Annotated in this window: 10 protein-coding genes and 3 pseudogenes; 7 read left to right on the forward strand and 6 right to left on the reverse strand. The window is 71.7% G+C overall.

Features of this window, described 5'->3' with window-relative positions; genetic code table 11:
• Positions 1-300 precede the first annotated feature (300 nt).
• Both WJ438_RS05415 and idi read left to right on the forward strand, forming a co-directional pair.
• Complete coding sequence (locus tag WJ438_RS05415) at positions 301-1239, forward strand: cation diffusion facilitator family transporter (RefSeq protein ID WP_406724195.1); 939 nt, start codon at positions 301-303, stop codon at positions 1237-1239.
• A 285-nt stretch (positions 1240-1524) separates the two neighbouring features.
• Positions 1525-2118 (forward strand): isopentenyl-diphosphate Delta-isomerase, encoded by a 594-nt coding sequence (idi, locus tag WJ438_RS05420; RefSeq protein ID WP_406724196.1) that lies wholly within the window; start codon positions 1525-1527, stop codon positions 2116-2118.
• 29 nt (positions 2119-2147) lie between these two features.
• On the opposite strand, the gene WJ438_RS05425 is transcribed toward idi, so the two are convergent.
• Together WJ438_RS05425 and WJ438_RS05430 are read right to left on the reverse strand one after the other, a co-directional pair.
• Positions 2148-2651 (reverse strand): ATP-binding protein, encoded by a 504-nt coding sequence (locus tag WJ438_RS05425; RefSeq protein WP_406729599.1) that lies wholly within the window; start codon positions 2649-2651, stop codon positions 2148-2150.
• A 192-nt stretch (positions 2652-2843) separates the two neighbouring features.
• Positions 2844-3464: an HdeD family acid-resistance protein gene (locus tag WJ438_RS05430; RefSeq protein WP_406724197.1), complete on the reverse strand. Its 621-nt coding sequence runs from the start codon at positions 3462-3464 to the stop codon at positions 2844-2846.
• Positions 3465-3573: 109 nt separating this feature from the next.
• Here WJ438_RS05430 and WJ438_RS05435 point away from each other — a divergent pair, with 109 nt between their 5' ends.
• From WJ438_RS05435 to WJ438_RS05445, 3 genes are all read left to right on the forward strand, one after another.
• On the forward strand, positions 3574-4350 hold the full coding sequence (locus WJ438_RS05435; protein WP_406724198.1) for an enoyl-CoA hydratase/isomerase family protein: 777 nt from the start codon (positions 3574-3576) through the stop codon (positions 4348-4350).
• A 95-nt stretch (positions 4351-4445) separates the two neighbouring features.
• Positions 4446-4577: an LPFR motif small protein gene (locus tag WJ438_RS05440; protein ID WP_363039958.1), complete on the forward strand. Its 132-nt coding sequence runs from the start codon at positions 4446-4448 to the stop codon at positions 4575-4577.
• A 99-nt stretch (positions 4578-4676) separates the two neighbouring features.
• Positions 4677-7088 (forward strand): Tex family protein, encoded by a 2412-nt coding sequence (locus WJ438_RS05445; protein ID WP_406724199.1) that lies wholly within the window; start codon positions 4677-4679, stop codon positions 7086-7088.
• A gap of 110 nt (positions 7089-7198) precedes the next feature.
• Here WJ438_RS05445 and WJ438_RS05450 read toward each other — a convergent pair.
• Both WJ438_RS05450 and WJ438_RS05455 read right to left on the reverse strand, forming a co-directional pair.
• A pseudogene (locus WJ438_RS05450) lies at positions 7199-8839 on the reverse strand (ABC-F family ATP-binding cassette domain-containing protein).
• A gap of 93 nt (positions 8840-8932) precedes the next feature.
• Positions 8933-9964, reverse strand: a complete 1032-nt coding sequence (locus WJ438_RS05455; protein WP_406724200.1) for an oxidoreductase — start codon at positions 9962-9964, stop codon at positions 8933-8935.
• A gap of 66 nt (positions 9965-10030) precedes the next feature.
• Here WJ438_RS05455 and WJ438_RS05460 point away from each other — a divergent pair.
• Positions 10031-10607 (forward strand): annotated as a pseudogene (locus WJ438_RS05460) (hypothetical protein).
• 111 nt (positions 10608-10718) lie between these two features.
• Here the strand turns inward: WJ438_RS05460 and WJ438_RS05465 are convergent.
• Both WJ438_RS05465 and WJ438_RS05470 read right to left on the reverse strand, forming a co-directional pair.
• Positions 10719-12425: a BCCT family transporter gene (locus WJ438_RS05465; protein ID WP_406729600.1), complete on the reverse strand. Its 1707-nt coding sequence runs from the start codon at positions 12423-12425 to the stop codon at positions 10719-10721.
• A gap of 191 nt (positions 12426-12616) precedes the next feature.
• Positions 12617-12740 (reverse strand): annotated as a pseudogene (locus WJ438_RS05470) (Appr-1-p processing protein); the annotation flags it as partial.
• Positions 12741-12896: 156 nt separating this feature from the next.
• On the opposite strand from WJ438_RS05470, the gene WJ438_RS05475 reads away from it, so the two are divergent.
• Complete coding sequence (locus tag WJ438_RS05475; RefSeq protein ID WP_406724201.1) at positions 12897-13595, forward strand: MerR family transcriptional regulator; 699 nt, start codon at positions 12897-12899, stop codon at positions 13593-13595.
• The last annotated feature ends 4 nt before the right edge of the window (positions 13596-13599 follow it).

The raw sequence follows: 13599 nt of genomic DNA on the forward strand, positions 1-13599 counted from the left end.
CCACGTACCAGAAGGGGCATGGGGAGGGATACCCGGCATTACGGGCTGGAGGCGGACGCCGAGCGTGGCCCGGAGCGGCTTCACCCGATTCTCCGTCGGCGACCGCGTGCGGCGGTCCCGGTGTGGCCCTCCTCACGGAGGACGGCTGCGCCGCGGGTTCGAAGAATACCCGAACACTCCTGACCTGCGGTCGGTTTCCGCAGGTCAGGACACATGACAACGGTGTTCAATGCCGCTTTGCCTCATACCCCCCACCCGTAGTTCACTGTGCTCGGGACGAGCGACGAAGGGACGGTTCACATGGGGGCTGGGCACGATCACGGACACGCGCACCGTGCGCCCGCCGGCGGTACGGCGAGTGCGGCGTACCGCGGCAGGCTGCGGGTGGCGCTGACGATCACGCTCGGTGTCATGGTCGTCGAGATCGTCGGCGGTGTGCTGGCCGACTCGCTCGCTCTCGTCGCCGACGCCGCTCACATGGCGACCGACGCGCTGGGGCTCGGCATGGCCCTGCTGGCGATCCATTTCGCGAACCGTCCGCCGAGCGAGCGCCGCACCTTCGGGTACGCCCGCGCGGAGATCCTCGCCGCCCTGGCGAACTGTCTGCTGCTGCTCGGGGTGGGCGGCTATGTGCTGTTCGAGGCGGTCCAGCGGTTCGTCTCGCCGGCCGGCACCGAGGGCGGGCTGACCCTGGTGTTCGGCGCGATCGGCCTCGTCGCCAACCTGGTGTCGCTGACGCTGCTGATGCGCGGGCAGAAGGAGAGCCTGAACGTGCGGGGGGCGTTCCTGGAGGTGGCCGCCGACGCGCTCGGCTCGCTCGCGGTGATCGTCTCCGCTCTGGTCGTCATGGCCACCGGCTGGATGGCCGCCGACCCGATCGCCTCCCTCGTGATCGCCCTGATGATCGTGCCCCGCAGTTTCAAGCTGCTGCGCGAGACGTTGGACGTCCTGCTGGAGGCGGCGCCCAAGGGCGTGGACATGGCCCAGGTCCGCGCGCACATCCTGGCCACGGACGGCGTCGAGGACGTCCACGATCTGCACGCCTGGACGATCACCTCGGGCATGCCGGTGCTCTCCGCCCACGTGGTCGTCAGCACCGAGGTCCTCGACGCCCTCGGACACGAGAAGATGCTGCGCGAGCTCCAGGGCTGCCTGGGCGACCACTTCGACGTGGAGCACTGCACCTTCCAGTTGGAGCCGCGCGGCCACGCGGAGCACGAGGCACGGCTCTGCCACTGAGGCGGCGCCGAAGACGCGCCTGGAGCGTGGGGCCGGGGGCCGTGCGCCGGGGGAACGCGTCCCTTCGCCTCCGTTCCGGCGTCCGTTCCCCCATGCCGTCCCACTCCGGCCGGTTCTCCGGCAACCGGTCCGGGCACGCTCACTTACCGAGCCCTCTTCCGGTGACCGGCCGACGCCGCCGGCCGGTCGCGCCGTCCGCGGGACATGCGGAGGGGTCGGGGAGTGCCGGGGGTGCCGGATTCGTGCGGCAGACTTGGGGGCGCGAAGACCGAGTGAAGGATGGGTATGCCGATCACACCTGCCACCGCGACGCACAGTCCGTCGAGCGGTACCGCCGAGGCGATCTTGCTGGAGCTGGTCAACGACGAGGGCGTGACGATCGGCACCGCGGAGAAGCTGTCCGCCCATCAGCCCCCGGGGCAGCTGCACCGGGCGTTCTCGGTGTTCCTGTTCGACGAGCGCGGACGGCTGCTGATCCAGCAGCGGGCGCTGGGCAAGTACCACTCCCCCGGTGTGTGGTCCAACACCTGCTGCGGTCACCCCTACCCCGGTGAGGCGCCGTTCGCGGCGGCGGCCCGGCGGACCTTCGAGGAGCTGGGCCTGTCCCCGTCCCTGCTCGCCGAGGCGGGCACGGTCCGCTACAACCACCCGGACCCGACCTCCGGCCTGGTGGAACAGGAGTACAACCACCTGTTCGTCGGCATGGTGCAGGCATCGCTGCGGGTGGACCCGAAGGAGGTGGCGTCGACGGCGTTCGTGACCCCGGACGAGCTGGCCCGGCGGCACGCCGAGGGCACCTTCTCGGCCTGGTTCATGACCGTCCTGGACGCCGCCCGCCCGGCGGTCCGGGAGCTGACGGGACCGTCGGCGGGCTGGTGACCGTGCCGGTCATCTGCCGGTGACCGGTTTCAGAATCGCGCGGGTTTGTGCGGCAGGGCGGCCCAGATCACCTTGCCGCCGCTCGCGGTGTGCTCGACGTCGCACATGCCGCCCGCCTCGTGGGTGATCTCGCGCACCAGGAGCAGTCCACGGCCGCCGGTGCGGCCGTGGTCGGTCTCCAGGGCGGTCGGGCGGTAGGGATGGTTGTCCTCCACGGACACCCGGACCCACTCGGCACCGACGGCGACCTCGACGGCGAGCGTCGGGGAGAGCAGCGCCGCGTGCCGTACGGCGTTGGTGACCAGTTCCGAGACGATCAGCAGCAGTCCGTGGACCACCTCGTCGGCGACCGGCACCCCCTGGCGCAGCAGCAGGTCCCGTACGGCGTGGCGCGCCTGGGGGACCGAGGCGTCGACGGCGGGCGCGGTGAAGCGCCAGACGCCTTCGTACGGAAGCGGTGCCGCGGTGTCCGCCTCGACGGGTCTCTCCCCGCCTCCCGGGCGTGGGCCGGGGCCGCGCCCCTGGTCGTCCATCGTCAGGTCGCCGCCCTCACACTCGATTGTCACCACACGTCGAGTGTTGGTACCGATCCGTGCCTCTCCGAAGCGCTGAACAGAAGTCAGCAGATATCGAGTGTTCCTGATCGTTGACGTTTGCCGCCGTCAATTGCGGGATCGTTTCTGCCTGCCTGGTGCCGTGTCGGCGAACTATTCGGGTTGTACGGGCTATTCGGATCGGACGGGTTTGACGTCGGCCTCTCCCCCGTCTCCGACCAGCTGGTCGGAGACCATGTCCACGATCCTGCGCCCGCCGTAGCCGGTGGCGATCAGTCCGAGGCCGTCGAAGAGCAGGGTGAGCGAGAAGAAGGTGCCGATGACGTACTGGCTGCTGCTCGGCCAGGTGGCCAGCACCAGGATGCCGAGGAGGAGGCCGAAGGCACCCTGCAGGAGGGTCATACCGAACTGCGGCCCACGCACCACCAGGCTTCCCACCAGGCGGAACAGTCCGCCGGTGAGGAACAGCAGCGCGGCGAACATGGTCAGCGCCTCGGCCGCCGCGTCCGGTGTGCGCAGAATCACCACGCCGGCCGCGATGTTCAGCGCCGCGACGATCACGGCGAGCCAGAAGAAGTTGCTGTGCCGCGCCTGGGTCGCGTGCAGCAGACCGACCACGCCGCCGATCAGCAGCAGCCAGCCGAACAGGAGCATCGACGTCAGGGTGGCGACACCGGTGTGCACGAGGCCGACGAGGCCCGCGACGACCAGGATCACGCCGAGTGCGGCGAGCCAGGTGAAGCCGCGGTTCAGTTTGGCAGCCTCGCCCCGCGGCTTGGTGGACTTGGCCATGGCTGCCTCCTCGGATCCGTTCCTTCCCCTCCCATCGTCCGCTGTGTCGTCTCGTCGTGCACGCTCCCGCCGATCAGCGCCCCGACCGGGGCGGATAGCATCCGGCCCCATGGAGCCCCAGCTGCTGCACCGGGTCACCGACGCGGTCGCCACGGTCGTCATCCGCCATCCGGCGAAGCGCAACGCCATGACGACCGCGATGTGGCGCGCGCTGCCGCCGCTGCTCGACACGCTGGCGGGTGACCCCGGGGTACGGGCACTGGTGCTCACCGGCGAGGGCGGGACGTTCTGCGCCGGGGCCGACATCTCCACGCTCCGGGGGTCGCCGCAGGAGGCGCAGCGGCTCGCCGTGGCGGCCGAGGAGGCACTCGCCGCCTTCCCCAAGCCGACGCTGGCGGCGATCCGGGGGCACTGCGTCGGCGGCGGGGCACAACTGGCGGCGGCCTGCGATCTGCGGTTCGCCCAGGAGGGGGCGGTGTTCGGGGTGACACCGGCCAGGCTCGGGATCGTCTACCCGGCGTCCTCCACCCGGCGGCTGGTGTCGCTGGTGGGCCCGTCCGCCGCCAAGTACCTGCTGTTCTCGGGCGAGCTGATCGACACCGGGCGCGCCCTGCGCACGGGACTGGTCGACGAGGTGCTGCCCGAGGGCGAACTGGACGAGCGGGTCGCGGAGTTCACCCGGGTCCTGGCGTCCCGTTCGCAGTTGACGCAGGCCGCGGCGAAGGAGTTCGCGAACGGGCGCACCGACCGGGACGACCACTGGAGCGAGCGGGCGCACAGGAACGGTGACACCGCGGAGGGGGTCGCCGCGTTCCTGGAGCGCAGACCGCCCCGGTTCACCTGGAGCCTGTCGGGCCAACGACAGGACACCTCGGGACAGTGGTAAAGGCGCGGCGTGCATGGGGAAGCGTTGACGAGGTACACGAAGACCCACACAGTCCGTCCCGGCCGAACGTGGTCGGGAAACGAAAGGGGAAACACGTGTTCCGTGCCATCGCGGATGTCCTGCGCCAGATCGGCGGCGCCGTCGCCACCGTCGTGACGCTGCCGTTCCGGGCTCTGGCCCGCCTCTTCGGCGGCGCCTCGTCCGCCGGCCGCGGTCGGCGCGCCTGATCCGGCGCGCGCCGGGCGAGTCGCCGCCCTGATCCCCGATTGTCGGCGCCACCTGCCACAATTGCCGCGCAACCTCAGCGAAGAAGGCGGTACGGGATCGTGACGACACCCCTCACAGGGTCCATCGAAGGCAGGATCGCCGAGGAGCTCGGCGTACAGGAGCGGCAGGTCAGAGCCGCCGTGGAGCTGCTCGACGGCGGTTCGACGGTGCCCTTCATCGCCCGCTACCGCAAGGAAGCGACCGAAATGCTCGACGATGCGCAGCTGCGCACGCTCGAGGAGCGGCTGCGCTATCTGCGGGAGCTCGAGGAGCGTCGCACGGCGATCCTGGAGTCGGTGCGCGAGCAGGGCAAGCTCACCGAGGAGCTCGAGGAGCGGATCCGGGGCGCGGAGACCAAGGCGCGCCTGGAGGACGTCTACCTGCCGTACAAGCCCAAGCGGCGCACCAAGGCGCAGATCGCGCGTGAGGCGGGGCTGGAACCGCTGGCGGACGGGCTGCTCGGCGATCCGGGCGTCGAGCCCCTCGCCGCGGCCGCCGCGTTCGTGGACGCCGACAAGGGCGTCGCCGACCCGCAGGCCGCCCTGGACGGAGCGCGGGCCGTCCTCACCGAGCGGTTCTCGGAGGACGCCGACCTGATCGGCGAGCTGCGGGAGCGCATGTGGGTGCGCGGGCGGCTCGCCGCGAAGGTGCGCGACGGCAAGGAGGAGGCGGGCGCCAAGTTCGCCGACTACTTCGACTTCGCCGAGCCGTTCACCGAGCTGCCCTCGCACCGGATCCTGGCGATGCTGCGCGGGGAGAAGGAGGAGGTCCTCGACCTCGTCCTGGAGCCGGAGGAGGCGACGGACGGCCCGTCCTCGTACGAGGGCATGGTGGCCCACCGGTTCGGGATCGGCGACCGGGGGCGCCCCGGGGACAAGTGGTTGCTCGACACGGTCCGCTGGGCGTGGCGCACGCGCATTCTGGTGCATCTCGGCATCGACCTGCGGCTGAGGCTGCGTACGGCGGCCGAGGACGAGGCGGTGCGGGTGTTCGCGGCCAATCTCCGCGACCTGCTGCTCGCCGCTCCGGCCGGCACCCGCGCGACGCTCGGGCTCGACCCCGGGTTCCGTACGGGCGTGAAGGTCGCCGTGGTGGACGCGACCGGCAAGGTCGTCGCCACCGACGTGATCCACCCGCACGTCCCGGCGAATCGGTGGGACGAGGCGATCGCCAAGCTGGCCCGGCTCGCCCAGGAGCACGCGGTCGAGCTGATCGCGATCGGCAACGGCACCGCGTCCCGCGAGACCGACAAGCTCGCCGGCGACCTCATCACCCGGCACCCCGAGCTGAAGCTGACGAAGGTCATGGTGTCCGAGGCGGGCGCCTCCGTGTACTCGGCGTCCGCGTTCGCCTCGCAGGAACTGCCGGACATGGACGTGTCGCTGCGCGGCGCGGTGTCGATCGCGCGGCGGCTCCAGGACCCGCTGGCCGAGCTGGTGAAGATCGATCCGAAGTCGATCGGTGTCGGCCAGTACCAGCACGACCTGTCCGAGGTGAAGCTGTCGCGTTCGCTGGACGCGGTGGTGGAGGACTGTGTGAACGGCGTGGGTGTGGACGTCAACACGGCGTCGGCACCGCTGCTCGCCCGGGTCTCCGGCATCACGTCCGGGCTCGCCGAGAACATCGTGGCCCACCGGGACGGCAACGGGCCGTTCGGGTCCCGCAGGGAGCTGAAGAAAGTGCCGCGGCTCGGCCCCAAGGCGTTCGAGCAGTGCGCGGGCTTCCTCCGGATCCGCGGCGGCGACGACCCGCTGGACGCCTCCAGCGTGCACCCGGAGGCCTACCCGGTCGTGCGGCGCATGGTGCAGACCTCCGGCCAGGAGGTCGCCTCCCTGGTCGGCAACACCGCCGTGCTGCGCTCGCTGAGGCCGCAGGACTTCGTGGACGAGACGTTCGGTCTGCCGACCGTCGGGGACATCCTCCGGGAGCTGGAGAAGCCGGGACGCGACCCGCGGCCGGCGTTCAAGACCGCCGTCTTCAAGGAGGGCGTGGAGAAGATCACCGACCTGTCGTCCGGGATGATCCTGGAAGGCGTGGTGACGAACGTGGCGGCCTTCGGCGCGTTCGTCGACGTCGGCGTCCACCAGGACGGTCTGGTCCATGTCTCCGCCATGTCGAAGACGTTCGTCAAGGACCCGCGGGACGTGGTGAAGCCGGGCGACATCGTCAAGGTGAAGGTCCTCGATGTCGACATCCCGCGCAAGCGGATCTCGCTGACGCTGCGGCTGGACGACGAGGCCGCGGAGCAGGGAGAGGCCCCCGGCGGACGCCGGCAGCGCGGCGGGCGTCCGCCGCAGCAGCGCCAGGGGCAGGGCCAGGGACGACAGGGTCAGGGTCAGGGCCGCGGTGGGGGCGGTGGCGGTGGTCGTGGGAGCGGCGGCGCGCGTCAGGCGCCCGCTCCGGCGAACAGCGCGATGGCCGACGCCCTGCGCCGCGCGGGTCTGGCCGACCCGGCGAAGGGCAAGCGCTGACCCGCTGTTCCCGGGGCCCGGTCCCTCCGCTGTGCGGTGAGGGACCGGGTCCGGTCTGTTCCGCGGCGTCGGGGGCCCGCGGAGCGGAGCGGGCCCGAGGCGGTGCCCGGTCAGTATTCGGTGACCTTGCCGTCGGCCACTTCCAGGCGACGGGTGACGTGCACCGCGTCGAGCATGCGCCGGTCGTGGGTGACGAGCAGGAGGGTGCCCTCGTAGGAGTCCAGGGCCGACTCCAACTGCTCGATGGCGGGCAGGTCCAGGTGGTTGGTCGGCTCGTCGAGGACGAGGAGGTTGACGCCCCGGCCCTGGAGGAGGGCGAGGGCGGCGCGGGTGCGTTCCCCCGGGAGAGGGTGACGGCCGGCCGCGTCACCTGGTCCGCCTTGAGGCCGAACTTGGCCAGCAGGGTGCGGATCTCGGCCGGTTCGGTGTCCGGTACCCCGGCCCGGAAGGCGTCGAGCAGGGCGTCGGTGCCGTGGAACAGGGCGCGGGCCTGGTCGACCTCGCCGAGCAGGACGCCCGAGCCGAGGGCGGCGTGTCCGGCGTCGAGCGGGACACGGCCCAGCAGGGCGGCCAGCAGAGTGGACTTCCCGGCGCCGTTCGCGCCCGTGACGGCCACCCGGTCCGCCCAGTCGATCTGCAGCGAGACCGGCCCGAGCACGAAGTCGCCGCGCCGCACCTCGGCGTCCCGCAGCGTCGCCACCACCGCGCCGGAGCGCGGGGCCGCCGCGATCTCCATGCGCAGCTCCCACTCCTTGCGCGGCTCCTCGACCGCCTCCAGGCGCTCGATCATGCGCTGGGTCTGACGGGCCTTGGCGGCCTGCTTCTCACTGGCCTCGCTGCGGAACTTGCGACCGATCTTGTCGTTGTCGCCGCCCGCCTTGCGACGCGCGTTCTTCACGCCCTTGTCCATCCAGGACCGCTGCATCTGGGCGCGGTCCTGGAGCGCGGACCTCTTGTCGGCGTACTCCTCGTACTCGTCGCGGGCGTGCCAGGCGGGCCACCTCCCGTTCCTCCAGGTAGGCCGTGTAGCCGCCGCCGTAGAGGTTGATCCGCCGCTGGGCGAGGTCGAGTTCGAGGACCTTGGTGACGGTGCGGGTGAGGAACTCGCGGTCGTGGCTGACCACGACCGTCCCTGCGCGCAGCCCGCTCACGAAGCGTTCGAGGCGCTCCAGGCCGTCCAGGTCGAGGTCGTTGGTCGGTTCGTCGAGCAGGAAGACGTCGTAGCGGGACAGGAGGAGGGAGGCGAGGCCGGCGCGGGCCGCCTGGCCACCGGACAGGGCGGTCATCAGGTGGTCCGGGCCGACGGTCAGGCCGAGGGAGGCGGTGACCTCCTCGGTGCGCTCGTCGAGGTCGGCGCCGCCCAGGGACAGCCACCGCTCCAGGGCGTCGGCGTACGCGTCGTCGGCGCCGGGCGCCCCGTCGACCAGGGCCTGGGTCGCCCCGTCCATGGTCCGCTGGGCCTCGGCGACACCGGTACGGCGGGCCAGGAACTCCCGGACGGTCTCGCCGGGCCGGCGCTCCGGCTCCTGCGGGAGGTGCCCGACGGTCGCCGTGGGCGGGGAGAGGCGCAGCTCGCCCTGCTCCGGCGCGGTGAGGCCGGCGAGCAGGCGCAACAGCGTGGACTTGCCGGCGCCGTTGGCGCCGACCAGGCCGATCACGTCGCCGGGGGCGACGACGAGGTCGAGGCCGCTGAACAGGGAGCGGTCGCCATGGCCGGCGGAGAGGTTCTTGGCGACGAGGGTGGCAGTCATCAGACCGCCGATCCTAGCCTCCGGGCGCATCCGTCGGCGCGCCGGTTCCGACCGCCGCACGGACGTCGTTCCGCTTCCCCCGGGCCCTGGTCCTCACCGCCCCACCGGCGTCGTCCGTACCGTCCCGGCGGTGCGGGCCACCAGGTAGGACTCCCCCTTCACCGCCTTCGCGTCCAGGGGGATGCGGTGGAGTCCCGGTTCCAGGACGCCGTCGAAGAGTTCGTGGGTGCGGGGGCGGGAGAGGCGGTCGACGCGGTACGCGGTGAGCCGTACCCGGCAGGACGAGGTGATCTCGACCTCCGCCACGGCACCGGCCGCGGAGGCCGGGGCGGTCAGAGCGGTGAGGCGGCGCTGCTCGGGCGGGCTGCGGTCCAGGGCGTGTTCGGTCTGGGCGACGAGGAGGGGGACGACCGGGGCGAGGCCGTCGACGCAGGGCACGTCGACGCCGGCGGCGGCGAACGCGCCGCGTACGGCGTCCCGTTCGGCGGCGCCGGCCGACCGGCCGAAGACCACGGCGCTGTAGCCGCGCAGTTCGCCGGCGGGGACGCCGTCGGCGTCGTGGGCGATGTCGGCGCCGACGCCGAGGGTGCGCAGGGCCGCGGCGAGCCTGGCGAGCAGGGCGACGCGGGCGCCGATCAGCAGGACACGGCGGCGGGTGCCGCCGGCGCCGTCCAGCAGGGCGTCGAGGGCCGTGCGGTAGTCGGTGCCGCGGAAGCGGAACGGGCCCAGGCCGTGGTAGCCGTTGCGTTCCAGGTCAGCGTGCTCGTCGGTCTGCCAGGCGAAGTCCCGCCAGATGTAGTCCTCGCCGTCCCGTTCGATGGCGGCGGTCACCGCGCCGCAGGCGAGGTCCTCGCAGTCGGGGCAGCCGTAGACGATGTACCGGCCGGACGGCAGCGGGGGCTCGGTCTCCAGCAGCAGGCTGCGGACCTGGGCGGTGAAGATGGCGGACGGCACGTCGGAGGCGAGCGGGGAGACGGCGTCGAGGTCGGAGAGGCGGAACAGCAGCGGGCATCCGTCGACGACGAAGTCGACGAAGTCCCGGTGGACCTGATAGTCACCGCCGGAGAGGAGTTCACCGGCACGGATCGCCGGTGTCAGGCCGAAGGTCGCGTACTCGGCAGACATACGGTGAGTATTGCCGCAGTCGGACGGACATGAGCACGGCATGACATGTTCCGTTGACGCCCCTCCGTGAAAAACGAACCGGCCTTCGATGTCCGCGTGATCGGTGGCGGGCTCGTCCGGTTCACGACGGCCGTCGTCCTCACCGAGCGGGGCGCTCGGGTGCGGCCGTGGAGGCGGGAACCGGTCCGGCGGACCACCTCGGTGGTTGCCGCGGTGCTGTGGTGGCCGTACCGGATCGAGCTGCCGGCGCCGGTGCGCGCGTGGGCGCTGCGGTCGCTGGACGTGTGCAAGGAGCCGGCGGCGCGGCCGGAGGTCACCGGCGTACGGGTGGTCGAAGGGGTACTGGGCGAGACCGCGCTGGACGAGGCCGGCACCTGGGCCGCCGAGCGGCTGCCGGGGCTGCGCGGGGCCGGGGGCGCGCGCTCCTACCGGATCCGGCGGTGCGGCCGGTGCGGGGACAACCGGTCGTGGTGGAGAAACCGCACCGGGTGGGGCTGCGGTCCGCCCGGGGCGCCGTCCGCATCGCACGCGAACCGCTGCCGGGCGGACGGACCCTGGTGCACCACTACGGCCACGGCGGCGCGGGCGTCGCCGTGGCCTGGGATGCACGGAGGAGGCAGCGGGACCGGCTACCCCGAGGTGAGTCCCGGCGACCGGTCCCTGGCCGCCGTGACGCACCGGGCCGGCCGCCCCCGTGGAAGCGGGGTGGCCTGCCCGTCCGCTGACGCGGTGGCCGACGGAGCGGCGTCGACGGTCAGTGCTTGCCGATCGGGTCTCCCTCCACGTCCGTCCCCGCGCCGGGGCCGATACGGAGTTCGAAGTCGCCGTCGTACTTCGTGTGACCCGCGATGACAGCCATGTCGACCGCCTCGGAGGCCATCTCGCCCCGCACGATGAGCGGGTCGCGGCGCAGATCGCGCATGAGCGCCACGCACATCATGATCATCACGATGACGAACGGGGCCGCCGCGAGGATCGTGAGGTTCTGCAGGCCGGTCAGCGCGTCGCCCTGTCCGCTGCCCACCAGCAGCATGATCGCGGCGACGGCTCCGGTGACCATGCCCCAGAACACCACCACCAGGCGGCCCGGTTCGAGCGTCCCGTGCTGCGAGAGGGAGCCCATGACGACCGAGGCCGCATCCGCGCCCGAGACGAAGAAGATGCCTACGAGGATCATCACCAGGAGGCTCGCGGCCGTGGCGATGGGGTACTCCTGAAGCACCGCGAACAGCTGGCCCTCGGGGGTCGCCTGCTCACCGAGCCGGCCCTGCTCCTGGAGCCGCATCGCGGTACCGCCGAAGATCGCGAACCAGATCAGGCTGACCGTGCTGGGCACGAGGATGACTCCGCCGATGAACTGTCGTATCGTGCGGCCCCGGCTGATGCGGGCGATGAACATACCGACGAACGGCGTCCAGGAGATCCACCACGCCCAGTAGAAGACGGTCCAGCTGCCCAGCCAGTCCGCCACTCCCTCACCGGCGCTGACCTCCGTGCGGCCGGCCAGCTGGGGCAGGTCGCCCAGGTAGCCGAAGATGGAGGTGGGCACCAGGTCGAGGACGAGGATCGTCGGGCCGGCCGCGAACACGAACAGGGCGAGCACCAGTGCCAGCACCATGTTGGTGTTGGACAGCCACTGGATGCCCCTCTCCACGCCCGACACGGCGGAGGCGACGAACGCGACCGTGAGCACCGCGATGATGCCGACCAGCAGCCCCGTGCTCACCTTGTCCATCCACTCCAGTTCCCGCATGCCGGAGCCGATCTGCAGCGCGCCGAGGCCCAGGGAGGCAGCCGAGCCGAAGATGGTCGCCACGATCGCGAGGATGTCGATGACGCGGCCGACGGCTCCGTTGGCGTGCTTCGTCCCGATGAGCGGGGTGAAGACCGCGCTGATGGTCTGCCGGCGCCGCCTGCGGAAGGTGTTGTAGGCGATGGCCAGGCCGACCACGGCGTAGATCCCCCACGGGTGCAGCGTCCAGTGGAAGAGGGTGGTCGCCATGGCCAGTTCCATGCGCTCGCCCGAGTCGGCCGGGTCGGTGCCCGGCGGCGCGGTGATGTAATGCGCCAAGGGCTCGCTGACGCCGTAGAACATCAGGCCGATTCCCATACCCGCGCTGAACATCATCGCGACCCACGAGACCGTGCGGAACTCGGGTTCCTCACCCTCGGCGCCGAGATGGATCTTTCCGTAACGGCTGACCGCGAGCCAGAGGGCGAAGACCACGAAGCCGGAGGCGGCCAGCATGAACGCCCAGCCGCCGTTGTGCATCAGACCGGTGAGCGCGCTGCTCGAGACGTTCTTGAGCGAGTCGGTGGCTGTGGCGCCCCACACGACGAACGCGACGGTGAGCACGGCCGTGACACCGAACACCACCCGGTCGGTGCGAGGGTTTCCACGTCCGGTGAGTCCCGTTCCCGAAGCCGGCCCGGGCCTGCCGTATGGTCCTTGTCGCGGGATTGTTCCTGCGTCACAGGCGGCACCTTTCGTCGAGCCGATGGGCAGAGCTTCACTCCCCCAGACAAGCCCCTACCACGTGTGGCGTGAAATTCACCTCCGAGCAGTCATTGTCCTGTCGATCGACGGCCGGATCGTGATCGGAGGGTCCCTTCTCCGCACGCGTCGAGGGAACCGCGCCCGGAGCGCTCAGCCCCGTGGTCGTACGTCGTCACGGGCATCCCCTGCCGGACCAGCCGCTCGGTGATCAGCGGTTCGACGCGGCCACTTGCCCCCGGCCAGTCCGCAGCCGATGCGCGGCATGTGCACCGAGGCGCCGGATGATCTCGACGCCCTTCACCGACGGCGCGGTGGCGTCCCCCTGACCCATGTGATCCCCGACATGACGCCACCGTAGGCGCCGGCACTGACGGTCGGGGCGGGCGAGGGCGGGTGAGGTGTCGCACGGTTGGTGGGACAGTGATACTGCTGTACATGACGACCGACATCGAGGGGCCGGCCCTCACGATCGACGAGCTGGCGGCGAAGGCCGGGGTCACGGTGCGGACGGTCCGGTTCTACGGCAGCAGGGGGCTGCTGCCGCCACCGGTGATCGGGCCGCGTCGCGTCGGTCACTACGGGCAGGAGCACCTGGCCCGGCTGGCGCTGATCGAGGAGTTGCAGCGGCAGGGCATGACGCTGGCGGCCATCGAACGATATCTGGGGCAGTTGCCGCCGGATCTGAGCGTACGGGACCTGGCGATCCAGCGTGCGGTGGTGGCCTCCTGGGCGCCCGGCACGGTGGAGAGGGTGCCGCGCGAGGAGTTGGAGCGGCGGGCGGGGCGTGCGCTGGGCGAGGAGGATCTGCAGCGGCTGGCCGCGCTGAGCGTCGTCGAGCGGGACGGCGAGGACTTCCGGGTCGACGCCGGTCTGCTGCGGCTCGGCGTCGAACTGCTGGACGTACCGCTGTCGCACGAGACGATCCTCGAGGCCCGCGCGGCGCTCACCGAGCATGCGCGCGCGGCCGCCCAGGACCTGTCGCGGCTGTTGCGGGACGCGGTGGCGGAGCGGGACACGCGGGACGTGAAATCGCTGTCCGCCCATATGCATCCGCTCGTGGTGCAGGCGCTGCTCACGACGTTTCAGCGGTCGCTGCGCGAGGAGCTGCGGGGGTGGCTCGACGACGGAGAGTGAACGG

The organism is Streptomyces sp. GD-15H (genome assembly GCF_045291515.1).
GTDB lineage: Bacteria > Actinomycetota > Actinomycetes > Streptomycetales > Streptomycetaceae > Streptomyces.